Origin of the sequence: Microcoleus sp. AT3-D2 (assembly GCF_036705715.1) — a bacterium.
In the GTDB taxonomy this organism is placed as follows: Bacteria; Cyanobacteriota; Cyanobacteriia; order Cyanobacteriales; family Microcoleaceae; genus Microcoleus.
In genome coordinates, this window is sequence record NZ_JAUBVE010000021.1 from 14,931 (window position 1) to 39,700 (window position 24,770).

Genomic DNA, 24,770 nt, shown 5'->3' on the forward strand with positions numbered 1-24,770 from the left:
TAAAAAATTATAGTATTTATGCAACAAAGCCATTTTGCTACTATTATTCTCAATTAATAGTCGTTGGTGGCGGACGGCAACCACACCCCTACTATTCGGCTCTCCCCACTGTCCCTACCCCTTTAGCAAGATACATTGTTAGAGAAGGAAATACACAAAAATTTACATCTATAATTTGTGTAGTGTTCCAAATCGCTCCTCACCAGCAGCGATACAGCCCTCGCCAAGACAGTAGGATAGAAAAAATATGTTTGAACGCTTTACAGAACAAGCCATTAAAGCAATCATGCTAGCCCAAGAGGAAGCGCGGCGCCTCGGTCACAATTTTGTAGGCACCGAGCAAATACTTCTGGGGCTCGTCGGCGAAGGCACTGGCATCGCTGCAAAAGTATTACTGGATATGGGCCTCAACTTGAAAGAGGCGCGCAATGAAATCGAAAATATCATCGGTAGAGGTTCGGGGTTCCTCCCGCCGGAAATTCCTTTTACGCCCCGCGTCAAGCGCATTTTTGAGACTGCGCTGAACGAAGCACGGCAGTTAGGCCACAATTACATTGGCACCGAGCACATCCTGCTGGGGCTGATTCAGGACGATGAAGGGGTGGCGGCGAAGGTGCTGCAAAACTTGGGAATCGATCGCCAGAGAGTCCGCACGCAGGTAATTCGTGCCGTGGGAGAAGTCGCGGCGGTACCCGGAGGTAGGGGAGATAGCGGCGATCGCAAAATCCCGACTTTAGAAGAATTTGGCACAAACTTGACCAAGTTAGCCGCAGCAGGCAAACTCGACCCCGTAGTGGGCCGCGAAAATGAAATCGAGCGCGTGATCCAAGTGCTCGGCCGCCGCACGAAGAACAATCCAGTGTTAGTAGGCGAACCGGGAGTCGGCAAAACAGCCCTCGCCGAAGGCCTAGCCCAGCGGATTGTTAATAGAAACGTCCCGGAAATTTTAGAAGACAAACAAGTAATCAGCCTCGATATGGGTTCGCTGATTGCTGGTACAAAGTTCCGAGGCGAATTTGAAGAACGCCTGACGAAAATCATGGCCGAAATTCGTGCTGCCGGCAACATCATTCTGGTAATCGATGAAATTCACACCTTAGTCGGTGCAGGCGCAATTCAAGGCAGCATGGACGCCTCCAATATGCTCAAACCCGCCCTTGCTAGAGGCGAATTGCAGTGTGTCGGCGCCACTACCTTGGACGAATATCGCAAACACATCGAGCGCGACGCTGCGTTAGAACGCCGCTTCCAACCGATCAAAGTCGGTGAACCGAGCGTGGCTGAAACAATAGAAATATTGTACGGCTTGCGATCGGCTTATGAACAGCATCACCGACTGACAATTTCCGACGCAGCTTTAGAAGCAGCGGCCACACTGTCAGACAGATACATTAACGATCGGTTTTTGCCCGACAAGGCGATCGACTTAATTGACGAAGCAGGTTCCCGCGTCCGCGTGATGAATTCACAAACCCCGCCTGAAGTTAAAGAACTCAAAAAGCAACTGCCGGCAGTAACAAAAGAAAAAGATGCCGCAGTGCGCGAGCAAGACTTCGACAAAGCTGGAAAATTGCGCGATCGCGAATTAGAAATTGAAGCCGAAATCGCCGAAGCTACGATCAACAAAAGCCAGCTCAAAACTTCTCCCATCGTCACCGAAGAAGACATCGCTCACATCGTGGCTAATTGGACGGGAGTACCAGTCAGCAAGCTGACAGAATCCGAATCGGAATTGCTGCTGCACATGGAAGATACTTTGCACCAGCGCTTGATCGGTCAAGAAGAAGCTGTCACCGCAGTTTCTCGGGCCATCCGCCGCGCGCGGGTAGGCTTGAAAAATCCGAATCGCCCGATCGCCAGTTTCATCTTTTCCGGCCCCACAGGCGTCGGCAAAACCGAACTTACAAAAGCCTTGGCAACTTATTTCTTCGGTTCCGAAGAAGCCATGATTCGGTTAGATATGTCCGAATTCATGGAACGCCACACGGTTTCTAAACTCATCGGTTCACCTCCGGGTTACGTTGGCTACGATGAAGGCGGCCAACTAACAGAAGCAGTCCGGCGCCGTCCTTACACGGTCATCTTGTTCGACGAAATCGAAAAAGCTCACCCGGATGTCTTCAACATGATGCTGCAAATCTTGGAAGACGGTCGCTTGACTGATGCTAAAGGTCGGACAGTTGACTTTAAGAATACGCTGCTGATCATGACCTCCAACATCGGTTCGCGAGTGATTGAAAAAGGCGGCGGCGGTCTCGGTTTCGAGTTTGCTGAAAGTGCTGCTGACGGTCAGTATAACCGCGTTCGCAGCTTGGTAAACGAAGAACTGAAACAGTTTTTCCGTCCTGAATTTATCAACCGCTTGGATGAGATTATCGTCTTCCGCCAGTTGAACAGGGAAGAAGTCAAGCAGATTGCGGACATTATGTTGCAGCAAGTCTTCAGCCGCTTAACCGAACAGGGTATTACTTTGTCGGTGACAGACCGTTTCAAGGACTTGTTAGTTACAGAAGGCTACAATCCCAGCTACGGTGCTCGACCTTTGCGCCGCGCAATCATGCGGTTGTTGGAAGATGTACTGGCTGAGGAAATGCTGTCTGGGAAGCTGAAAGAAGGCCAAAAGGCGATCGTTGATGTAGATGAAAATGGTCAGGTTAAGGTGTTGCCCGATGGTTCATCTGAGCCGAAATTGCCTGAATTCGCATTAAGCCATTAATGCACTCTACCAACGGATAAATACTGTTGATTAAAAACCCGGTTTCTCGGAGAAGCCGGGTTTTTAATTAAAAAATACCAGTTAAAAAAAAGCAACTTTAGGCAAGCTCCAAATCCTTATATAATATCAAATCCGGTAGCATCGTCGGGCGTAAAATTCCGTCAACAATCACGGACACAGCAACCGGAATTGATATAATTAATCTGCGTTAATCTGTGTTGCATCTGCCTGTATCTGCGGTTAAAAAAAGAGAAATTTTCGGGTCGCAGATGACAAGGGATTGGCGCAGATTCACGCAGATCAAGAGAATAGATATATGAATAATTCCCAGGTAATAGATTTGAGATAATTATAAAATCTAAAATCTAAAATCGTATGAGTTTTGGCTCTTTTATCCCAACACATTATCTACAGCAATTTCTATATCGGGAAAAGCTAGAATCGATAAAGTCTGACCTCGCTGGAATCTTTGAATATTTTGGTATCCCGATGGAGAAGGTTGGCGATAAACTACTACACATTGCTCGTTAATATCTACTAGCCAAACTTCTACAATATTGTCTTCAGCATAAAGAGGAATTTTGATATTTCTGTCAGTTTCAGCGGTTGCATCCGCTACTTCCACAATTAGTAAAATATCCTCAGACTGAGGATGTCCCGATTCGTAAAAATCATCGCGCCGCCGCAGCAAGGAAATATCCGGTTCCGGTTCCGAGCGATCGTCCAATTCTACCGGATCTTGAACTCCAATGGTTACTCTCGATAATAAGCGGATATAGAATAACTCTGTCAAACGCTTGACATGAGATGTATGCCTTCTACCGACGGCGGCCATTTGAACAATTTCTCCTCGAATTAATTCAACTTTATCATCTTTTGTCAAGATGCCAGCTTCAATCATCTGATGATATTCTTTTACTGTAAATAACCGCTTGATTAACTGAGTTGTCATCATTGTTTCGTACAAGAATATTGGAGTTTTTGCCTGCGACCCAGGTTTAATAATGTGATTATACTATATCGACCAGTAGTCGTTTAGTAGGGTCGGCATTGCCCGCCTTACAATCGACGAATCTAATCCCACGATTGCAATTGCCCAACCCAATGCTGTACAAAAGCCGAAATGCGATCGCGCCTAGTTTCAAAAGTAGCAGCAATCCAGATAAACACAATCCCAAAAGCCAAACCAATCGCCCATTTAATCAGCGGATAATCGAATATCAGAACCACCAACTGATAGAAAACATTGATTAAAAAAATTCCAGTTCCCACAAACAAAAACGCCCGAACTCGCACCGCCAAACCCGCTGCAATCGCCACTAAACTAAAAGCTCCCGCCACTAAACCGTGGCTTTGCTGAGTCAAAAGAGGCATCCCGCAAATCAGCGCAGTTGCCAGCATTCGCAGAGTGTGGCGCAGCGGTTTTTCTGCTGGTAATTTGAGAGTGCGATCAAAGTGAGTAATGTAAAGTAAAGAAAGTCCTAAAGGAGTAACATAAAACTCTGGCTGAGTCAATCCTATTTGCCAGAACCACCGCAGCATTATCCAGTCAATTATTGCCACACTCACATAGGTAGAACGGACTTCCTCCCTTTCCCAAGCCAGGAAAAAATAGAAGGTAGCAGCTATCAGCAAACTAATCGGATAAAACTTAGCCGGACTTTCCAAAATAGTAACTATGGGAATCAGCGAAGCAATTACCTGCCAAGGTTTTTTTGACCAACCCCAGTTGTCCCAAGGCAAAATGTAAATAAAATAGGCAAATAGAGAAGCGAGGGCAACTTTCCAAGGCCCCAGCGGCCCGGAAATATACTTAACTAAAGGTGTATTGATCCAGTAAAGCCGGATGCCAAAGGCTTCTAGCCAACCTAAGTAAATCCAAATTTCTGCCCATTGGCGATCGAGATTATTTCGCCCTTGCAAGAAAGCGTATTGAACTAATAAAGCACCAGTGACTAATCCTAAATTGAGGCCGGACTTAATATCATCGGCAGAAGCCCAAATCAGCAGCAAACTGCTCAAAACCCAGTGCAGGTGAGCAAAGATTTTTAACTCTGCATTAGTTAAATGTAAATAATTGCTGAGCCAAGGAGATAAAATGCGATAGATATATGTTAATGTTGTGCCGAGAGTAGCCAGGACAATTAAGCCATCTCCAAAAGCTCCTCCTGGTGTTTGAAAAAGTTGATATAGTAGCGATTCGTAAGCAGCAACGGAAACGCCAATTAATCCTAAATAAACCAAAGGTTTGAATTCTGGCTCACGCCTACCAATGCCGATCGCAATTAAAGACGCCCCCAATACAGTTAAACCAGTCCAATTCGTCAAAGTGTGCGATCGGAAAGTTAAACCCAATACCCCGTAAACCAAAGGTATAAAATGAATGCTAGGTAAATTTGTTCGATCGGGGTGGCGTCGCCTCCACCAATCCCCCAACAATTGAGTAAACAATCCGAGAGCGATATTAGCAACTGCCAAATTAATCGTCGTGCGATCGACAAAACTCAAACCGACTGCTGTTAACAACTCCAAACTCCAAGCCAAGGCATAAATTGCCAGAGGGGAAAGCTGACGTAAACTTCGGAAAATAATCGCAGCCATTATCACCAAAATAGCAGCCAAAACTTCAGCCGATGGCGGGTAACTCAAGCTACTGGCTGCGTAGATTTCATAGGAATAAAAAGTAATAGTTGTTAACAGTAAGCCTGCGAGTAAGATGGCCCACCCATCTAAAGCTCGATCGTAAAGTTCACCTAATTGAGAAGGCTCAGGTAAACCGCTGGAAAAACGAACAATCATGCTGCGAAGCAACCACAGACACAAAAGAGCGATCGCCCCGGCAATTGCCCAATCCCAACCCGACACAAAACCTAATCGATCGATCGCCGCAGCTACGAAACTCAAGCCAAACCCGACTCCAATCACAGCCGCTGGTAGCTCTACTAAATAGTAAGTATTGACCAACATTAAGACGGCTGCAAAGCCAAAACCAATTAACCGATATCCCGGAAAACTAAAAATTAGAAATTGTGCAAATATTAGGGCGATCGCACTAAAGGTACTGGCAACTTGTTTGTGAGCAGCCTCAGTATATTTAGCAACAGCAGTCAAAGCCAAAGGAGTCGCCAGCCAGAGCAAACTCCACTGAGGGCGATAAGTGGCAGTACCCGCAATTAAATAATTTTGCAACAATATAAAGCTGCATCCTGCTAATACTAAGCCCAGATACCAGGAAGTTTGAAACCATGCAGGATGCCAGCGAAAAAATGCAGAGTTTTCTCGGAAACTTGCCGCTTTCATCCAGACAAAAAATCCCCATTCACTCGCCATGAATATTAATAATATTGCTGACCAAATATTGGGTGTCAGGTTTGGGAAAAATAACTCAATTGCCGAAGCGATCGCGCCAAAACCCATAATGTGAGTTACAGGAACCAAAATTGCCGGATTTCCCTGTTGTTTAGCCGCAGAAGCCGGCCTCGAAACTCGCCGGGAATTATCGGGAATTATGTATTTCCAAGTAATCCAACCTAAAATTAAAGTAGAGACTAATAAATTGAGCGATCGCCAAAACGGATTAACAAAACTAATAACAGTTAAAACACTCCCCAAACCGAGAGCAAGGTTTTCGCCAAAACTGGCAAGTTGAAACTTTCGCTTGCGGTAGAGCAACTCGGCCGCACTTACCATTAAAATTAGATAAGGCAACAGCAGAACACTCCAAAAAGCCCAAGGAGTTTCCTGAGAGTTTGTAAGCTGACTTAAAAATGCCACAACTTGTGTTTTAATCCCTAAAGGAAGCACTCGCCAAAACAGCCAAATACTCTGAAGTCCCACCGCCTCTAGCATTAGCAAATCAAACTCTTGCCAAAACCGCACTAAACGGTTATAAAAAAACCAAACAGCCAATCCGCTAACTGCGATCGCCTGTAGCGGAATGTCGCGGAAACAAACTAGGTATCCCAAACCCAACAAACCCCCTCCCGCTAATTGCCAGTAAAAAAAATTGCTGGGATTTGGCTGGTCGGATATATTGTTTTCAATAGTCCTAGATGCGAGGGGGTGCTGCCAATCCAGCCATGCTAAAAGCACGCCACAAATCGCCAAAGCTAAACCCATTTCAGCGATATTTACATCCTTGACAAATATCGCTCGACCCAGTAAAATTCCTAACGAATAAGCTACTAAAGCTGCTTTTTTGTAAGTCAAAAAATCTCTGCTCAAACTGAAAGCAGCGGGGAATGTTTCAGTATTTCCCCCAAGTTGGGTAGATTGCAATCGTTGTTGCTGAACTTGATAAACTGTAATAGCAGCAGTTCCCACTGTACCCACATAAACCGCAGTGAGGGCAAAGCCGGCCAATGCCCACCAAGAGTGCAAATAACTCAATCCCAAGTGATTTAGGGCGATCGATCGAGTGATGTTTTTTCCTGAACAGCTTTGATATTGATATTTGATAATTCGGGCAGTTATCCAAGTCAAAATAAGTGCCGCTGCGATTGCTACCGCCCAATCCCAAGGATACCGCCACAATCCAAAAGTATCCATTGCCCAAAAATTGATTGGCACTAGCAACAGCGTCACTTCTTGCAAAGTTTGAGCAGTCAAGTGCAAATTCTGCTGTCTGTTTGCCCAACTGCTAATCGCCCAAAAGGTTAAAGTATAAGCTAACAAAACTCCATATTGTCCGGCGGCAGGAAATCTTTCCCACTGACTGGCAGCTAAGACTCCAGAGGAGACAACTACCATGAACACTCCTAAAAACAACAGCCACACCACGCTAATTTCTGCCATTAGCGAGTGCAAAATTTGAGCGATAAAATTAGGGGTTTGAGTAGTTTCTGTTGGCCTAGCAAGGCTTTCTCTGCTGCTAGGTACTGCTTGAGGTGTTGATAAGGCAGGTACTTTTGGCTCGGCAATAGGATCTCGCGGGTTTTCAATTTCAGAAAAATCTACAGCGGGCTCTCTGATTGGGCAGACTAAATACTGTCGGCACAATTCCTCAACCTCAGCGGGCGAAAGTAAACCTAGCCGCAGCCACGCATCTAAACCTGTCAACAACTCAGGATGCGACGCTAAGATGCTCAATTCAATTTTGCTCGATCGATCTTTGGGAGACGACATTGGCTTAAACTTGTACTAAGTACCTTCAAGCTATAGCCTAGATTAATGTCGAGCGAATATGGCAACATTCCGACATCGCAATTGGCACAATAAGTATTTATAACTAAAGAGCTGTATCAACCAGTGTCAACCGGTGAAAAAATAACGCTGATGGGCCTAAACCAGCGTGCATCAGCGGTGAAAAACTCCAAATTAGGACACAGCAGCGGTGTCCTTACCGATCGACATATTTCAATAAAGTGTCCACACTAGCATTGTGGTCTATGAAAGAAAACAAATGTTTGAAGAGGAGTTTTCCATCTGCATCCAAAACAAACTGAGCAGGCAAAGGAGCACCTAAAGCCTGACCGACTTGATAAGCCCGAAAAACTTGACAGCCTGGATCAGAAAGCAGAGGCATTTTCAAGCCTAAATCTTTAACCACAATTTGGCTTTGGCGATCGTCGGTACTGGCAACCATCAATAATTCTATATTGCGATCGGCAAATTTTTCCCAGTTTTCATTCAAAGCTTTAATGTGAGGAAAACAGAAAGGGCAATATTGCTTTTCTGTAAAAATCCGCGTAAAAGCCAGAACCACCGGTCTATCGCCACGATAATTAGACAGCCGTACCAATTTGCCATTATTAATATCCGGCAATTCAAAATCTGGCGTCATCTGCCCTAGGTTCAGAAAATTAGTCGCCGGAATAGGCAATAAATTTTGGAAAAACCGCTGATTTAACAAGCCGCTAAAATTAGTAGAAGTCAGCATATTTCCTAATTGGGTAATTGCTAATTGCTAATTAAAAATCCGGTTAAATGAATGCCCCTGCGGGTACGGACAGGACACTGCCGTGTCCCTACAAATATAATCTGCGTGAACTAACCCGACGGTCAACGGATTACCGTTAGACCGCAGGCTTCTTTTTCCTTTTTTGCAAAGGCTTTTTTGAGTGACGGAGTTCCCCCGCCACTTTCATGACTTAAACAGCAGCAAAGAATACCTTAGACTTGACTGGATCGGGAGTCATGGTTTTGTCACCGGGCTGCCAGCCAGCGGGACAAACTTCATCGGGGTGAGACTGGACGTGTTGGATAGCTTGCAGAGTACGGAGAGTTTCATCCACGTTGCGGCCGAAGGCAAGATTGTTAATAGTAGAGTGTTGGATGATGCCTTCTTTGTCAATAATGAACAGACCTCTGAGGGCAACGCCTGCTTCTGGGTCCAGGACGTTGTAGTCTGAACTAATTGTTTTTTTGAGGTCAGCAACTAAGGGATAGTTGAGGTCGCCAACACCGCCTGACTTGCGGTCTGTTTGTATCCAAGCGAGGTGAGAGAATTCGCTGTCAACGGATACGCCGAGGATTTCGGTATCGATTTTCTTGAAGTCCTCGAAGCGATCGCTAAATGCTGTAATCTCAGTCGGACACACAAAGGTGAAGTCCAAGGGGTAGAAGAACAGGACTACATACTTTTTGCCTTTATAGTCTGACAGTTTAACAGTCTTGAATTCCTGATCCACTACGGCTGTTGCGGCGAAATCGGGTGCAGCTTGACCAACCCGGAGGCATTCACTGGTCATAAATTTTGTTTCCTTTTTTACGAACTGTTACAAATATATCATACTCATAACGACTACAAGTATCTTCTCGATCAATAAAAAAAAGACGCTCTCAACTTTGAGAGCGCAGTTTTTTTTATTAAATAATGGCTCAGGCGGGATTTGAACCTGCGACCTTGGGCTTATGAGTCCCCTGCGCTAACCACTGCGCCACTGAGCCAAATCTACTTCACGATTTACTATCGTAGCACGGTAGGGCTAGCTATGTCTTCTTTTCACACAACACTCTTTCTAATGACTCCCAGTAAAAGTTATGAGTTTTGGTAATCATTCAAAACCCATAACTTCCGACCAGTTGTTACCGAGAAGCGCTGGACGCATCGTCTGGCAGAAAAGCCATTGGGTTGATAGCACCCTGTCCGGCGGGATGAATTTCAAAGTGCAAGTGTGGCCCGGTACTGAAGCCAGTGCTGCCCATTTCGGAAATCTGTTCCCCTTGAGCGACTTTCTGACCCTTTTGCACCAAAATTCGGCTGTTGTGGGCATAGACAGTCTCAGTGCCGTCAGGATGGGTAATTTCCACCAGATACCCGTAGCCGCCGTCGTTCCACTGAGCATAGGTAACCACCCCGTCTGATGCTGCCACAATTGGCGTGCCGATCGGCCCTGCAATATCAATTCCCTTGTGCATCCGTCCCCAGCGCCAACCGTAGCCAGAAGTAAGAACGCCTTTAGATGGCCAAATGAACCCGTTAGCCGACTGTTGTTTGCCGTTAGGCAGATAAGTATCAGGGTTGGAAAGCGGAGGCAGTTCCGGAGAAACCATGCGTCCCAAAGACGGGTTGCTTAGGAGGTCGTAACCCTCAGAGCCCAAAGGAGCAGTTGCTACCATAGGCTGCTGCCCAGCAGAGGTCGGCGTCAGGTTGATCGGTTGCAGTTCCGCTGCGCGAGCTGGGTCTAAACGCTCTTGCTGCTGCTTCTGAACCTGCTCAGACCATGCTCTCGATGGCGGTCTGCTGATTTCATTCTGCACCGCCTCAGTATAGTCGGGGGTGTAGAGATATGGATTGACACTTGGCATATCCTCAGACGGGTTGACCGAGGGCCCGTCATTTGGAGCCAGGGACACCGCATTGGCGCCGATCGAATTGCGCGAGGCACGATATTCCTCTCGCAGCCTGACAACTTCTGCTCTCAAGCGTTCGGAATAAGGGTTGAGAGCTTCTGCATTGGGGAGAGCCTCCGAATTCGACTCTGGTAAAGCGCTAGTTGGATCGGCATTTGAACCCTGGGCGCTAGTATTTGCCACGAAGCTGATCGGCTGCGGGTATTCTCCCGTAGCGATGGCGGTAGCAGTTGCACTGGCTGGCGAGGGCAGGGCACTGGTGTCAACTGCACCTGTAAATGTTGGTTCGCCTTGAAGATCCAGCTTCCGTGGATCGCTAATGGTTTGGGAAACTTGAGTCAGCGGAATGCTGTTAATTTGGGGAACCATCGGCGCTGAAATATTGTTCAGACCTTCCAGGTTCTCCAGGGGAGAGACAACAGGCACTGTGGGCGCGGGAGCGGCGCCAGCACCGGCTATTTCCGAGGTAGACGAGCTGGGGTTCAAAGATGCGGGAACCGAACTTGCCGCCCAGACAGATGTAGAGTTGGAGGCAGAATAAGAGGCTGCCGCCTGCACCCCTGGATTTTTTAACCCAACTGGGGGAATTTTGAGCCGTTGATTGACATTCAGAAAGTTGGGGTTGCCGAGCTTGTTGACGGAGATCAGATCTTTGGGCGATACGCCGTGACCTTTGGCGATCGCATCTACCGTATCTCCCGGACGCACGCTGTAGAGAACCTCAGCCGGCGCGGCGGTACTTCCTGCTGGGGGGACTAGCACAGCCGAGGGCAAACTGGGTGTTGCCAAAGACTGTTCAATTGACTCGAATGCTCGATCGGGCGATGCTGCTTGACCTCCCCCGGAATTGGGAATTACAGGTGTGGCATCGAGGTCAGGAATAGTTGTCCCAGTTGCATATCCGGGGGTGGTCAGCGTCGGTGCTGACTCGGGCAAAAATGCCGTAGGTGTAGATGAATTGGCTCCCCCCTCCGACCCGAACATAGTTCGACCCGATTCTGTGGTGCGGTTTTCCTGTTTTTTCAAACTGTCGATCGCCCCGTCTGCATTCGGGATCTCGATCAAACTTTGTTCCGGCACCGTCGTGACCAGCGGGGTCGCTGCGGTTGATGGCAGCGCTGTCATGGCTGCATTATCCAATGGCTCGGAGCCAGTCAGATTTAACTCTTGTTCGGGATTGACCGTCGCTGCGCTATCTAGCGAAGCCGATGTGCTATAGCCGGCGTTCTCTTGTGGTGTGGCTTCCGTCGCAGTCGGAATTCTGAGCTGTTGGCCAACTTGGAGTATGGTATCGGGTTTGATGTCGTTGGCAGTTGCTAGTACCAACGGTTCAACTTCATAATCCCGAGAAAGCTCCCAAAGGCTTTGCCCCTCCTGCACCTTAACCGTCACCGGCTCAGAAGGTGATCCGGGCTGTTCGGCCCTGGAACCGTCAACTTGTGCGGACGTAACGGACCCGTTGGCCGATACTGGCTGTACTTCAGCGGTGGATTCCGATGTCGGTGCGAGTTCAGACGCGCGAGCGCTGTCTCCATTTCTCGGTAGCAGGATGCCAGAAGCACCTACCGATATTGCCAGCCCGATCGTGGCGAGAGAGCGAACTCTGCCTGTGCTGAGCGTTGTCTGTTTGGATGGTTCCGCAGAACCGTCTCTGTCGATTTCACTAGCCTGAACAGGCTTAATTTGGGGATATGTTCGTTTCAAAAAAACGACCTCCTACTGAGAAGCGCTAACTGTCCTTGGAAACACTCAAGGGGATCGCATGACGCTGAATTTAAATCAACAAGCAAAAATATTCTGATTGTTGACAGCTATCATGCTTAGGCCAGATTACCTTGCTTTTTTAATTTAGACAAGCTCAAACCGTCAGAAATTTTTAAATTCTCGGTCTAACCTGCTGCAATTAACCCCGAAAGCCTTACACTGCAATAGCTGGAACGAATACATAAAATCTTCATTCCCGTAAGGCTCTGAACTCTTACCTATTATCCGACTTTAGGCTAATTTCCGGACAGGCTACAACCGTATATTTACTAGATATAGTGTTCTGACCTAAGCTGGTGTTCGCTGACGCCCTAAATCGCTAAAATTATTTATTTTTTTTGCTGAATCCTCTTGGCAGTCATTTGGTGTTGCTGATAACAATCTGTTTTTGAATGAATAAAATATATTAATGTCGGCTATCTAGATTTTCACCGCTTTGATACAAATTTCTTATATTTAAAAGAAGATTTGGCAGCCTGCTGCAGGTATTAAATATCTATATATTTATGTGCTGATAATGGTTTATCCCAGCTCGCCCAACTGTCGTTTAGCCTCAAATAAACCCACAGCGGCGCTGACGGAGAGGTTCAAACTCCTGACTCCAGGCTGGCTCATCGCAATAAAAACTGTGGCGTCGCAGGCATCCAAGACGAATTGGGGAATGCCTACAGTTTCCGAGCCAAACATCAGCCAGTCGCTGGGCTGAAATTGGAATTGCGTGTAATTGCATCGCCCGCCAGTGCTAAATCCAATCGAGCGTCCCCCGCGCTGCTGCCGACAGGCCAGAAAAGCCGCTAAGTCTTCGTGGCAGTGGAGATTGACGTAGGGCCAGTAATCTAAGCCGGCCCGTTTCAGGTAGCGATCGCTAATTTCAAACCCCAGCGGGCCGACTAAATGCAGTTCCGTGTCTGTGGCAGCGCAAGTGCGGGCGATATTGCCAGTATTCGGGGGGATTTGCGGGTGAATCAAGACAAGTTGGGGCATGAAGCTAATTAAAAGCGAAAAATACAGCTATTGGGAAATTTATAAAACTACCCACAAGTAGATATACCTTATAGCTTTTATTTATAACCTTTGTCGAGATCCATTGATTAAATATTCTGATTTGTTTTTGGGACTCGCTCTGCAACTTTTGACCGAAAGCATCCAGGATACAAGCCCCTTGATTCATCTGTGGAGAAATAAAAAACCTGTATCCGATGAAACTTGCCCCCCGAATTTATTCGTGGGGTCAGTCGATTTTAGATTTTAGATTTTAGATTTTAGATTTACCCCACAGATCAATCTGGGAGCTTGAACTAGGGTCTAAAATTTTTATCTTTCCCCGACTCCTGTACGTGGCACGGTATCCGTTTTTGGGCTGGGTCAAGGCTTCAATTCTTTAATCTTTAATCTAAAATCTAAAATCGATTGACCGGGAGGTTCGGGCTATTTGTATTGGCTGAGTACGCATAGCCAGGGCTAGCGAAAGCCCCCATTATAATAACGGCGGGTACTTCAGGCAACTAACTGGGCGCACAAGTTGTCTTCTAGCTCCCATTCTTGGTGAGCCATGCCCTGAATCCCTTGCAGAATAATACTGCGGGTGTCCGAACCGTCCTCGTGTAGCTTCAACCACTGCTGGGCCGTGTTGCCTTCCCGGAGAATCTTTTTGAGTGGCGATAGAAAGCAACTAAAGCCGCGTTTTTTAGCTAGAGGCCACACTTCGCGGTAAATCTCCTCAATCCAATCTCGTGCCAGAATAGTTCTGCCGTCTTGCCAGTGGGTAAGTTCGGCATCCAAACTTTGCCGGGATGCAGCAATTTCGTTGGCGTCTGTGAGGGCAACTAAGTCTTCGTTGCGGGTGGCCGCAGGCAAGGTGCTGAGCTCTAAGGGGTCTAAGCTGGGGTCTTCCATCATCTGCCAGATGCGAGCTTCTAGTAAGGCAGTGATGGCTAACAAAGCCAGAGGATTGACTTCGAGGTCGCAAATTCTCAGTTCGAGGCGGTTGAGACAGTAGGGGCGACGATCGCCATTTGGTCGCACTGCAGACCACAAATGGCGGACGTTTTGCATAGTACCGAGTTCTAGCTGTTCTTCAGTCCACTGGATGTAATGTCTGTGACTTTCAAACAGGGGGACGATGGCGGGAGTTTTGGGAAACAAACCCCACCTAGTGGAATGATAGCCCGTGACTTCGCCGTCGAGGAAGGGGGAAGATGCGCTCAAGGCAAGGTATAGCGGTGCTTCGACGCGGGCAAGGCGGATGGCGCGCATCAGCATTTCTGGTTCGGAGATGCCGATGTTGATGTGAATGCTGGCGGTGACGACTTTGGTGCCGTAGGTTTGCTCGATGTAGGTGTGGTAAGGGTTGTTGGGATCGGATCTGTAAAATCGATCGCTTCCTCCAAGAGACAAGGTACTTCCCGGCAGCAAGGTATAGTCGCCCAATTGTTTGAGATACTCGCGCAGCCGGACTCGCGGCTTGACTAAGGCACATAACAGGCGATCGTAGCTGGACAGCGGGGCGGTCGTGTACTCCACATTGCGGCTATCAGGCTCCCGCACAAATCCCTCTAGATCGGCAACTATGCGATCGGAGAGACCGACAACCTCACCTTCGGGAGTGCCGGTATACATTTCTACTTCAAAGCCTTTTGATAGCAGCACGTTTGTTCCTCAGCTAAGTTGAGTGCTAGTTTCTAGTATCCCAAAAATTGACCTGTTCATACTATCTTCCACGAGGCAGAGTTGAATTTTTTCGCGACTGGCACTGAAACTGGGTTTTTCGGTCGCAGCTTTGTTTGAGCGTTTGTGTGTTAGTGGCGATCGGGCTGCCGCGACTAATACTGCCATCGCAAAGAGTTTCCGAGGCGGTTTTCGAGTCAAAAAGGCTGTTTGGCTATTTGTTCGATCACGAGCGTTTTTCATTGGGTATTCGTGACTATCAAACTTATGCTGAATAGAACCCACCCCTGCCTCATTTCGACATCTGTTTTCTGCCTTGAGAAGGATAGCCGCAGATATATCTTGAATGCTATGATAAGAGGGGGCTATGCAATATTTTTGAGCTATAATTTGAGCTATAATATTAACCCCTAAAAATCCCTGTGAAAGAGCAAGAAAGAACTCCTCCCAATTTTTGGAATATGGTAAGCAATTTAGCCTTAGTCCGGTTTTTGCTTTTATTTGCTTCAGGTTGGGCTGGACTGCAACTTTTAGCTTACTTTGAAACAGCAGTCGTAGTTTTCACCATTGCTGCACTCGTGGCTTTTTTGCTCAACTATCCGGTGCGAACTCTCCAGAGATTTTTACCGCGAAGTTTAGCTGTCGCCTTCGTTGTCTTGCTCACCATTTTAGTTTTTGGCAGTCTCACCGTCACCGTAGGCGTCACTCTTTTATCTCAAGGGCAGCAATTAATTGACAGAATGACTGAATTTGTGAATGCTCTGGCGCCTCTGTCCGAGCGCATCGAAGCATTCCTGCGGGCGAGAAACCTGCAAGTTAACCTGCGAGTTATTGAGGAACAACTGCGAAATCAAGCTTTGGCTGGAGTTGTTTCGAGCATTGCTTTTTTACAAGTATTTTTAACCAATTTATTAAATTTAATATTCATTATGGTAGTGGCCTCTTTCATGTTACTTGATGGAGAGAGGCTGTGGGTATTGGTTCTCAAATTTATACCTCGACACCTGCACAGGCGTTTAAGTTTAACAATAGAGCGAAACTTTTTAGGATTTTTTCAGGCACAAATTCTGTTAATGTTATTTTTGACAACAGCAAGCTTTGTAATTTTCCTGCTGTTAGATGTGAGATTTCCTTTAATTTTAGCATTTATCATCGGATTGTTTGACTTAGTTCCGGGAATCGGAGCGACGCTGGGAATTAGCTTAGTGTGTTTTCTTGTATTGTCTCAAAATGTGTGGCTAGCTTTAAAAGTCTTGGCAGCTTGCATTGTTTTGCAGCAAATTCAAGACAACTTTATTCATCCGAGACTCATGCAAAATTCCCTTAACCTCAATCCGGTAGTGGTGTTTTTTGCACTGTTAGTAGGCGCGAGAGCAGCAGGACTTTTAGGCATATTTCTGGCTATTCCGCTCGCGGGAGTGATAGTTAGCTGGTTTGAAATTGAAGAAATGCAATCGGAAGTTTAATTGATACAGCCCTCCTATTTTATATCAAATCCGGCTGGAAAATTCGGTTTTAACTACAAACTAGAAGTCCCATGCTTCAAAAACTCTCCTGTGTCCAACGCGAAACGAAAAGTAAAGAGAAAAAAGCAATGTATGGTACACCTTACTGCGTACAGTTAATGAATAAATTGCAAGTCAGTAGGAAATCTTTCTTCTTCTGGTTCTGGATCATAAATGTAATCGCAGTCAAAACGCAGAGCTTGAGAGTGGCGGCTGATAGAAAATCCGCAATTACTCACCATTTCTGTAGTAAAAGTTGCCATGACTAACTCAATCAGCTTTCTGTAGGAAATGTTAGGCTGTTGAACGTAATAGGTGCGTCTGGCAAAAAAGATTCTCTCATCTTTCGGTAGAATTATGCCATTAATTCTGTGTGCGTGTTGAATCGGCTTGATATAGGTTTCAATAAACTGCGACTGATTTTTTTGGAGTCTCGCTAATCTTTCGTGTTGCAACCAGCTCATTTGAAACACAATTTTAATAAATTCAAAGCCCAAAATGTAGTTAAAAACATTATTGCGTTCTTCTGTACTCAAGACGAAGCGGAGTGCAGATTCTAAATATTGGTCAGTTTCTCGGCGCGATTGTTGAGCTGAGTGGATATAAAATTGTTTAATGTAGCTTCTTAAATCTGATTCGTTTAATTGTTTTTTGACTCGAAATCTGATTAAATACTCTTTGACTCGGTGTAGAGTATCTACATCTTCAAACATTTTTGAGACTAAACCGTCGGCTGTATAATCATCTAAAAATTCTGCTTGCAAGTCGGGAGTAGATGCACACAATATGTAGCAGAGGGACAAGACATAGCGCCGTTGGTTCCAAGGCAAGCTTTGGGCCCAATCTTTAACTTCTACAGGGAGTTTTTGGAAGACGGTATCTGTGTGGGAGAGTTGAGCAAGGTCGGCATATTTATGTTTTTGTTTAATCATTGCCTGAAACCTTATATTAGTAAGTATACAGAGTAATAGATCGCAGATGATGGGAGAGGGGAGCTGCGAGGGAGGGTGGCCAGTTATTCTGTCTTATTTTCTTGCCATCTATCTAAATATACATTCTGGAGGGAACAGGAGGCGTGATCTGTCTCACACTTTAGCGAGTTTTAAATCACAATTGCTAGCTCTTCGCATCACATTTTGCGACTGTGAGTGTCACTCATAAAACTTATTCACGTCCCCGGAGCAACAGTGGGTTTCGTTGAGGATTAAGCCGGGTGATTCATCAGTTTTTGTTAGTAATGATTACTGAGATCAATCATGAACTTGACTATAAGCATTTTCCCGGACAATCAGTGCCAAGACTTAACTTTTCGCGATCGCCTCCTGCAACCAGTGGGACAGTGGCTCGATAGCATTGCAGTGGGAGAGCCACCAGTAACTCAGTGGTGTGCAAACTTATACCTGCAGGGTGTCATTGTGAAAGAGATATGTAGTTATTGGGACACCATTTTTTCCACATACCGCCTATGTGCAAGCTTAATCCTGGGTATGAGGAATTAATTGGGTTAAGCTTTCGCTCGCTCTCGTTTTTGGGCGGGGTCAGCCAGAACAGATACAAGTTTCCGACAAGAGTAGTGAGCAACCCAAAATTTTAGATCCTAGTTCCAGCCCCCAGATGTATCTGTGAAGTAAATCTAAAATATAAAATCGACTGACGTATGCGGCGAAGATGTAACCCTGTACTACTGATTGAGGGGTGTAATACCTCGATCGCCCATTGATATAAATTATTTATGGGGTCTGTTGCTCTGGTAGTTGCGAGAGCCATAATTTAAGCCATAATTGTTGATAATATCAATGGATGCCTCTCGATAGGAGTGGGTATCCATCGTGGCGCTTAAGCCAAAAATAACATTAAACGGTAGCAGCAAAAACAATAACTATAAAAATAATTTAATAATCTACGTGGGCTCAGGGAAGTGAATATGTTTAACGCAACTGAACTGCTGATTAAGGCTTTTGTCAATCGCCTGATTGAAGGCTACCGCCACACTTATGGCGGGTTTAAATCTGACTATGGCGAGATTATTGCTTGGGTGGCGAGTATGGCTTTAGAAAATATTGCTAATAGCGATGCTCTTTACCATAATGTCGAACACACTATTTTAGTGACCTTGGTGGGACAAGCAATTCTGGGTGGGAAGCACATCCGCGAAGGGGGTGTTTCTTGCGAAGATTGGCTGCACTTCCACATTGCTTTGCTATGTCACGATATCGGGTATGTTAAAGGTGTTTGTCGGCAAGATAGAACAGATTTGGGACTGTATGCGACGGGAATAGGCGACCTGAAATTAACGCTGCCTCCGGGGGCTACGGATGCTAGTTTGATGCCTTATCATGTCGATCGCGGAAAAATGTTTATTGACGAGCGTTTTGGCGGTCATAAACTGATTGATGCTGAGCTGGTTAAGCGCAATATTGAGCTGACTCGTTTTCCAGTTCCTGCAGATGAAGATTATCAAGATACTGTAAATTATCCGGGTTTAGTTCGCGCTGCTGATTTAATTGGTCAGTTGAGTGATCCGCGATATTTGCAAAAGATTGCGGCGCTGTTTTACGAGTTTGAGGAGACTGGGCAAAATCTGGTTTTGGGCTATCAGAATCCGGGGGAGTTGCGGGATGGTTATCCGAAGTTTTATTGGAATGTGGTTTATCGGTATGTGAAGGATGCGATCGGCTATTTGGAACTGACGCAGCAGGGAAAACAAGTTGTTGCTAATCTGAGCGCAAATGTTTTTCGGGTGGAGCATTCTCAGGTTCCAGAGTCTGCGGTGGCTGTAGTTAGTTAGGGTTTGGCTGGATGTCGGGCGATCGTTAGAATCCTTATGCAAGACAGAATTCAGCAATCCTGTTGATATTGAAGCGCTAAATCTTCGATGAGTTCCACCATTGCGCGAACCATAGGCATTTTAGTAAGAATTTCGATCCAATACCACTGTCCATTGGGATTGAGTTCGATAAAATAGAGGGTGTCGTCCTCGTCGCGAATGATATCGAATGCACCAAAATTTAAACCAAACTCGTCAAGCATTTGATGAAGTTTGTTGAGGTAATCCATTGGCAACTTGTCGGGAACGTGAACGAGTTTATCTGGTTCGATAACGCGCCAATCCAAAGTCACGTCTGCATCGTTGGTATGCTGGGCATCAATGCGACAAACAAAATCATGCTTACCAATTAATGTAACGCGATATTCTGCCTTCTTTTGAATGCGTTTTTGAATAAAAACGGGTGCCAATCGAATGCTCTCTCGAAATGCTAAGAGTGTTTCTACATCAATGGGGCGAGTATAGCAAGCATACTGTTTTTCATCATGTAAAAATCCAGAGTAACGCATCGGTTTGACAATGCACTTTCCCTGTTGTGTCACAAAGTTGCAAGCCGCTTCGTATGAATTGGTGACGAGTGTTGGAGGGATGGTAATTCCTAGCTTGTGAGCAATTGGAATCTGATTGATTCGATGCGATGGCAATCTAATTTTATAGTAATGATTGACCCATCTAGCTTTGGGATATAGTCCAGAAAGTGAGTAAGTCAAAGATTCTGTTTCCTGTTGACAATATTTGATTGCCCAAGCATCATTAACTTCTGGATAAACTTGATAATTTTCGGGTTTTCGCCACCAAATAACGCCAACATCTTGAACTTCTCTCAAGGAGTCTTCAAAATACAAAAAACTTGGACGGGGAGTGCCAGAAGCTTGCCATTCATAAAAGTATTTACTTTTATGAATAAAACTTTCTGAATTTAACCTAATTGCTCGAATCTTCGATTTTTGCAATTCTTTGATAATAACATCCGCATGAAGGTCAGTCTCGGAAGTCACGATTAAAAGGTCGGTCATAACTAAATCAATTGAAATAATGTTGACAATGAAAGACCTGTAATGCAAAAATTCATACAGGTCTTTCAAGAAACGAAACAGCAAGCAAAAAACGACCTTAACCAAAGGAAATTCTAGTCGTCCTCTTGCTGGTCGTCGTCACAATTAAAAGTGGAGCTATTGCGAGTACACCAGGAGCCGCTCATGGAGGTGATGTTGGAAGTCTGCGTGCTGGGATCGTAGCTAGGTTCCTCTTCGGAGATTTCGTACTTCGACAAGATGCTCAGGTGCATCATCAAAGGATTTGCTTTTTTGTCGAGAGCGAGCTGGGTAGTCGTCATAAGTTAATTTTTATTTAGCGATGGTTTTACACCACAACAATACAACTTGCACATTAATTTGTATAGTCGAATAAAGTCGAATAAAGTCGGATAATGCAGAAAATTTTAAGAGCTATTCAACCGTTTTTGTATTTAAGGCGAAAATAGTCGGATATAGACGGTTATAATTTTATTGTTGCGAGGTTGTGAGGGAAGCCTGATGAACGTTCGAGAAGCACTGGCTTTTGCTGATGAAGTGGTCTTTGCGAAAACTGGCAAGCATTTAGATGATATGCAAGTTGGCGTGATTGAGGGCGTTTTGAAGCGGCAAAAGTACGGCGATATTGCTCAAACGCTTAACTGTACTGAGGGTTATGCTAAAGATATCGGCTACGAGCTATGGCAGTTGTTCTCTGAGGCTTTCGGAGAAGATGTTAATAAATTAAACTTGCGATCGGCACTGATTCGCAAGTCGAGAATTAGCAATGTTACTGGTGGCGTCATTACTGGTCATCATGTCGCTCATAATCATGTAATCGGATCTCTGAATATCTGCACCTCGCAGGAAGAGTCGCCTGAGTTTTTGCGGGGAAAGCGGCAGGCGAAAATAGAGGCGATCCAACGCTTGCAAGCCGTCGGTTTGAGCGACGAGCAAATCGCGCAATGCTTGGATCTGACGCTAGAAGAGATTCGACAAGTCGATTTGACAGAATAGAATATAGAGCAAGCGCTAATGACTGATGGACTTCATTATCGATCGGCTCAAGCTTGGATAGAGCATCCGATATCTAGTTTTGGTAACTCGCCCAATCCATTTTCCCACTGGGTTAAAATAATAGGTAAGTCATTTTAAAAGAGATTAGCCATGACATTCATTAACCCCAAAACCGATTTTGCATTCAAAAAAATATTCGGCTCCAACGAAAGCAAACCAATTTTAATCAGCTTTCTCAATGCCATGATTTATGATGGCAACCCCACCATCGCCGACCTAGAAATTATCGACCCGTATTTAGCATCGAGAGTTCCGTATCTCAAAGACTCTTACCTGGATGTCAAAGCCAGGCTTGCAGGAGGCGCAACTGTAATTATCGAAATGCAAGTTTTAAATGTAGCATCTTTTGCTAAACGGGTGGTTTACAATGCTGCGAAAACTTACTCAACTCAACTGATTCGCGGTCAAGGTTACTTTAAGTTAAAACCTGTAATTGCTTTGACAATTACTGATTTTGAAATGTTTGATCATGACCAAGAAGTGATTTCTCATTTTGTGTTTAAGGAGAAAAAGCGTTTATTTGATTATGTCGATCCAGAGATTGAACTAATTTTTATCGAATTGCCAAAATTCAATAAACAATTGGATGAGTTAGAAACTTTGACTGACAAGTGGATTTATTTTATGAAAAATGCTCCCAGCTTGGAAATAGTGCCGTCAACAATGGAAACAGTATCGGAAATACAGCAAGCCTTTGCGATTGCCAATGAAACTAATTTGAATTCAGAGGAGTTGGCAGATTTAGAAGAACGCGAAATGTTTATTCTCGATCAGCAGGGTGTCTTGCTCAAGGGAATTGAAAAAGGCATCGCACAAGGCAGAGAACAAGGCATCGCAGAAGGTAGAGAAGAAGGTAGAGAAGAAGGAGTCGCGCTAGGAATGAGAGAAAAGGCTCTAGAAATTGCTAGGCAACTTCTGAATGTCCTTGACAATCAAACCATTAGTCAAACTACTGGTTTGAGCGTTGAAGATATCCAAAACTTGCGGAAGGAATAGAAAGGAAGGGAAAAAGTACGATCGCATAAGTAGTGCACCTTTTCTCGTTACCAGGCTGAGCCTGGTAGCGTAGGTTTTTGAGGGTTTGCCTCTTGGATTGAGAATTACGCTAAACATTAACTCTCATCCACTTAATGTTCAAGGATGAGTCTGCCCTCAGTCTAAAGGAAGATTTCATTAAACCAGTAAATTCCGTATGATGCTGTAAAAGTCAGTTATAGGGGAAAGCTATCTCCGACTCTAGCTCCGAATAACTGACCAATCTTACAATATAAAAAAATACATCTCATGACATCAGTCACTCCCAATCAAACTTCCTCTCAATACGAAGTTAGCGAACCAGAAGAAAAAATTGAGTCTCTGGTAGAAGAAGTTAAGGCAGAAAGCGAAATCGATTTAGAGTTCCTTTACACCAGAGATATTGAATTCCGACAAGAAACAATTTATTTCATTGTAGTCGATCGCTTTTACGACGGCGACCCCACAAATAACGAAGGCCCCAACCCAGAACTTTACGATCCAGAAGGGAAAGATTGGGGCAAATATTGGGGCGGCGACTTGCAGGGAGTTATTGACAAACTCGATTATTTAAAAGATATGGGAGTTACCGCCGTTTGGCTGACTCCACTGTTCGAGCAAGTTGAAGAATTATTTGTCGAACAAGCTGCAATTCACGGCTACTGGACTAAAGATTTCAAGCGACTAAATCCCCGCTTTATTGCCACAGGCGACAATCCTTCTATTAACCAAACACAAGAAAGTAAAGATACGGTATTTGACAAATTAGTACACGAGTTGCACCAGCGAAACATGAAACTCGTACTTGATATTGTCTGCAATCACAGCAACCCAGATTTTAGCGGTAAAAAAGGGGAACTCTACGACGACGGTGTAAAAATAGCTGACTTTAACGACGATGAAGATGACTGGTATCACCACTACGGCGAAGTCACAAACTGGGAAGATGAATGGCAAGTCCAAAACTGCGAACTGTCGGGTTTAGCAACTTTCAACGAAAACAATATTGCCTACCGGAATTACATTAAGTCAGCAATTAAACAATGGCTGGACAGAGGTGTTGATGCTTTGCGGGTTGATACAGTCAAGCATATGCCTATTTGGTTTTGGCAGGAATTTAATGCTGACATTTTAACACACAGACCTGATGTTTTCATTTTTGGCGAATGGATTTACAGCGACCCTAGAAACGATCGTTCTGTGGAATTTGTCAACGAGTCGGGGATGACTATTTTAGATTTTGGTCTGTGCGTGGCAATTCGAGAAGTATTGGGGAAGGGTGCGGGCGCGGGATTTAAGTTAGTCCAAGATGTCCTGAATTTGGATCACCGCTACTACGGGGCGACGGAGTTGATTACTTTTATTGACAACCACGATATGCCGAGGTTTCAGTCGTTGAATCCCGATCCAGAAATGCTGCTGTTGGCGATAGGTTTAATTATGACGACTCGCGGCATTCCCTGCATTTATTACGGCACCGAACAGTATCTGCACGATGATACAGATGGGGGAAATGACCCTTATAACCGCCCGATGATGGAAAAGTGGGATAGTGATTCGGCGATTTACCGAGAGGTGCGGTTGCTGTCGGGATTGCGACGGCTGAATCCAGCTATTTCGATGGGGAGTCAGTGGCAAAAATATCTAACTCCTGATGTTTATTGTTACGTGCGCCGCTATCGCGATTCTGTGGTGTTTGTTGCGATGAATCGTGGCAATCCTGTTACAATTGAAGAGGTTGATACTGAGCTGCCTGATGGAGAGCATACGGAGGTTTTATCGCGCCGCAAGTTTGAAGTTAAAGATGGGATGCTGTACAATTTAGAGTTGGGTGCGCGGGAAGTAATGATTTTTAGCCGCGTCGGAGAGCGAGTTAAGGCGACAACTATTGTGCGGGCGCAGCTTAACAGCGTTAGAACTCAGCCTGGAGAAAGAATGGTGGTGATTGGAGATTGTCCTGAATTGGGGAATTGGGATATTAGTAAGGGTTACCCGTTGGAGTATATCAATACTAATACTTGGTTTGGGGAAATTCCTTTTAATGAAAGTGCGGGGAAGTTGATTTCTTATAAGTATGCGCTGCTACGGGAAGGACAGTCGCCGCTGCGAGAAAATCTGGTTTGTCGTCGCTGGGTTTTAGTTTCGGAAGGAACTGTGAAATGGCGGGATAAGTGGGCGAGTGGACGGGAGTCTTAAGAGTTTTGATTTCGGAGTTTTGAGTGAAACCGTTTTAGGCACAGAAACCGGGTTTGATGAATGAAAATACTTCCTTAATGAAGGCTTTCGATTATATTTTTCAAACCCGGTTTATTTACTCGGTACGTAACTGCTGTGAGATTTAATTATTAACTGCACCTCATAATTCATTACTTTTTAAATATGACTTAGGTAAT

General features: G+C 45.2%; 18 protein-coding genes and 1 tRNA gene. 8 read left to right on the forward strand and 11 right to left on the reverse strand.

Features of this window, described 5'->3' with window-relative positions:
• The first annotated feature begins 247 nt into the window (after nucleotides 1-247).
• Nucleotides 248-2,716, forward strand: a complete 2,469-nt coding sequence (locus tag QUB44_RS11915) for an ATP-dependent Clp protease ATP-binding subunit (RefSeq protein WP_333367164.1) — start codon at nucleotides 248-250, stop codon at nucleotides 2,714-2,716.
• Nucleotides 2,717-3,107: 391 nt separating this feature from the next.
• On the opposite strand, the gene QUB44_RS11920 is transcribed toward QUB44_RS11915, so the two are convergent.
• The 8 genes from QUB44_RS11920 to gshA all read right to left on the reverse strand — a co-directional run bounded on the left by QUB44_RS11920 (nucleotide 3,108) and on the right by gshA (nucleotide 14,923).
• Complete coding sequence (locus tag QUB44_RS11920) at nucleotides 3,108-3,668, reverse strand: Uma2 family endonuclease (RefSeq protein ID WP_333367327.1); 561 nt, start codon at nucleotides 3,666-3,668, stop codon at nucleotides 3,108-3,110.
• A 122-nt stretch (nucleotides 3,669-3,790) separates the two neighbouring features.
• Complete coding sequence (locus tag QUB44_RS11925; protein ID WP_333367167.1) at nucleotides 3,791-7,840, reverse strand: hypothetical protein; 4,050 nt, start codon at nucleotides 7,838-7,840, stop codon at nucleotides 3,791-3,793.
• Between the two features lie 214 nt (nucleotides 7,841-8,054).
• Nucleotides 8,055-8,594, reverse strand: a complete 540-nt coding sequence (locus tag QUB44_RS11930) for a redoxin domain-containing protein (protein WP_333367170.1) — start codon at nucleotides 8,592-8,594, stop codon at nucleotides 8,055-8,057.
• Nucleotides 8,595-8,805: 211 nt separating this feature from the next.
• Nucleotides 8,806-9,405 (reverse strand): peroxiredoxin, encoded by a 600-nt coding sequence (locus QUB44_RS11935; RefSeq protein WP_190663488.1) that lies wholly within the window; start codon nucleotides 9,403-9,405, stop codon nucleotides 8,806-8,808.
• Nucleotides 9,406-9,531: 126 nt separating this feature from the next.
• Nucleotides 9,532-9,604: transfer RNA gene (locus QUB44_RS11940), tRNA-Met, on the reverse strand.
• Between the two features lie 138 nt (nucleotides 9,605-9,742).
• Complete coding sequence (locus QUB44_RS11945) at nucleotides 9,743-12,214, reverse strand: peptidoglycan DD-metalloendopeptidase family protein (protein ID WP_333367173.1); 2,472 nt, start codon at nucleotides 12,212-12,214, stop codon at nucleotides 9,743-9,745.
• Between the two features lie 582 nt (nucleotides 12,215-12,796).
• Nucleotides 12,797-13,258 carry a tRNA (cytidine(34)-2'-O)-methyltransferase gene (locus tag QUB44_RS11950; RefSeq protein WP_333367178.1) on the reverse strand — a complete coding sequence of 154 codons (462 nt, stop codon included), beginning with the start codon at nucleotides 13,256-13,258 and terminating at the stop codon, nucleotides 12,797-12,799.
• Nucleotides 13,259-13,771: 513 nt separating this feature from the next.
• Nucleotides 13,772-14,923 carry a glutamate--cysteine ligase gene (gene gshA / locus QUB44_RS11955; protein WP_333367181.1) on the reverse strand — a complete coding sequence of 384 codons (1,152 nt, stop codon included), beginning with the start codon at nucleotides 14,921-14,923 and terminating at the stop codon, nucleotides 13,772-13,774.
• Between the two features lie 440 nt (nucleotides 14,924-15,363).
• On the opposite strand from gshA, the gene QUB44_RS11960 reads away from it, so the two are divergent.
• Nucleotides 15,364-16,407: an AI-2E family transporter gene (locus tag QUB44_RS11960; protein ID WP_333367184.1), complete on the forward strand. Its 1,044-nt coding sequence runs from the start codon at nucleotides 15,364-15,366 to the stop codon at nucleotides 16,405-16,407.
• Between the two features lie 155 nt (nucleotides 16,408-16,562).
• On the opposite strand, the gene QUB44_RS11965 is transcribed toward QUB44_RS11960, so the two are convergent.
• Nucleotides 16,563-17,378 carry a cobyrinic acid a,c-diamide synthase gene (locus tag QUB44_RS11965; protein WP_333367186.1) on the reverse strand — a complete coding sequence of 272 codons (816 nt, stop codon included), beginning with the start codon at nucleotides 17,376-17,378 and terminating at the stop codon, nucleotides 16,563-16,565.
• A gap of 324 nt (nucleotides 17,379-17,702) precedes the next feature.
• Here QUB44_RS11965 and QUB44_RS11970 point away from each other — a divergent pair, with 324 nt between their 5' ends.
• The 3 genes from QUB44_RS11970 to QUB44_RS11975 all read left to right on the forward strand — a co-directional run bounded on the left by QUB44_RS11970 (nucleotide 17,703) and on the right by QUB44_RS11975 (nucleotide 19,234).
• Complete coding sequence (locus QUB44_RS11970) at nucleotides 17,703-17,945, forward strand: hypothetical protein (protein WP_333367190.1); 243 nt, start codon at nucleotides 17,703-17,705, stop codon at nucleotides 17,943-17,945.
• Complete coding sequence (locus QUB44_RS31150; protein WP_445299893.1) at nucleotides 17,912-18,040, forward strand: Mo-dependent nitrogenase C-terminal domain-containing protein; 129 nt, start codon at nucleotides 17,912-17,914, stop codon at nucleotides 18,038-18,040. The genes QUB44_RS11970 and QUB44_RS31150 overlap by 34 nt, the downstream gene beginning before the upstream one ends.
• Nucleotides 18,041-18,370: 330 nt before the next feature.
• Complete coding sequence (locus QUB44_RS11975; protein WP_333367193.1) at nucleotides 18,371-19,234, forward strand: Npun_R2479 family HD domain-containing metalloprotein; 864 nt, start codon at nucleotides 18,371-18,373, stop codon at nucleotides 19,232-19,234.
• A gap of 50 nt (nucleotides 19,235-19,284) precedes the next feature.
• Here the strand turns inward: QUB44_RS11975 and QUB44_RS11980 are convergent, their stop codons facing one another.
• Nucleotides 19,285-20,289, reverse strand: coding sequence for a hypothetical protein (locus QUB44_RS11980; RefSeq protein ID WP_333367196.1), 1,005 nt, complete (start codon nucleotides 20,287-20,289; stop codon nucleotides 19,285-19,287).
• 113 nt (nucleotides 20,290-20,402) lie between these two features.
• Nucleotides 20,403-20,609, reverse strand: a complete 207-nt coding sequence (locus QUB44_RS11985) for a hypothetical protein (RefSeq protein WP_333367199.1) — start codon at nucleotides 20,607-20,609, stop codon at nucleotides 20,403-20,405.
• 199 nt (nucleotides 20,610-20,808) lie between these two features.
• On the opposite strand from QUB44_RS11985, the gene QUB44_RS11990 reads away from it, so the two are divergent.
• From QUB44_RS11990 to QUB44_RS12000, 3 genes are all read left to right on the forward strand, one after another.
• Complete coding sequence (locus QUB44_RS11990) at nucleotides 20,809-21,303, forward strand: hypothetical protein (protein ID WP_333367202.1); 495 nt, start codon at nucleotides 20,809-20,811, stop codon at nucleotides 21,301-21,303.
• A 150-nt stretch (nucleotides 21,304-21,453) separates the two neighbouring features.
• Nucleotides 21,454-22,359, forward strand: coding sequence for an Rpn family recombination-promoting nuclease/putative transposase (locus QUB44_RS11995; protein WP_333367205.1), 906 nt, complete (start codon nucleotides 21,454-21,456; stop codon nucleotides 22,357-22,359).
• A gap of 288 nt (nucleotides 22,360-22,647) precedes the next feature.
• Nucleotides 22,648-24,573: an alpha-amylase family glycosyl hydrolase gene (locus tag QUB44_RS12000; protein WP_333367207.1), complete on the forward strand. Its 1,926-nt coding sequence runs from the start codon at nucleotides 22,648-22,650 to the stop codon at nucleotides 24,571-24,573.
• Nucleotides 24,574-24,770 lie beyond the last annotated feature (197 nt).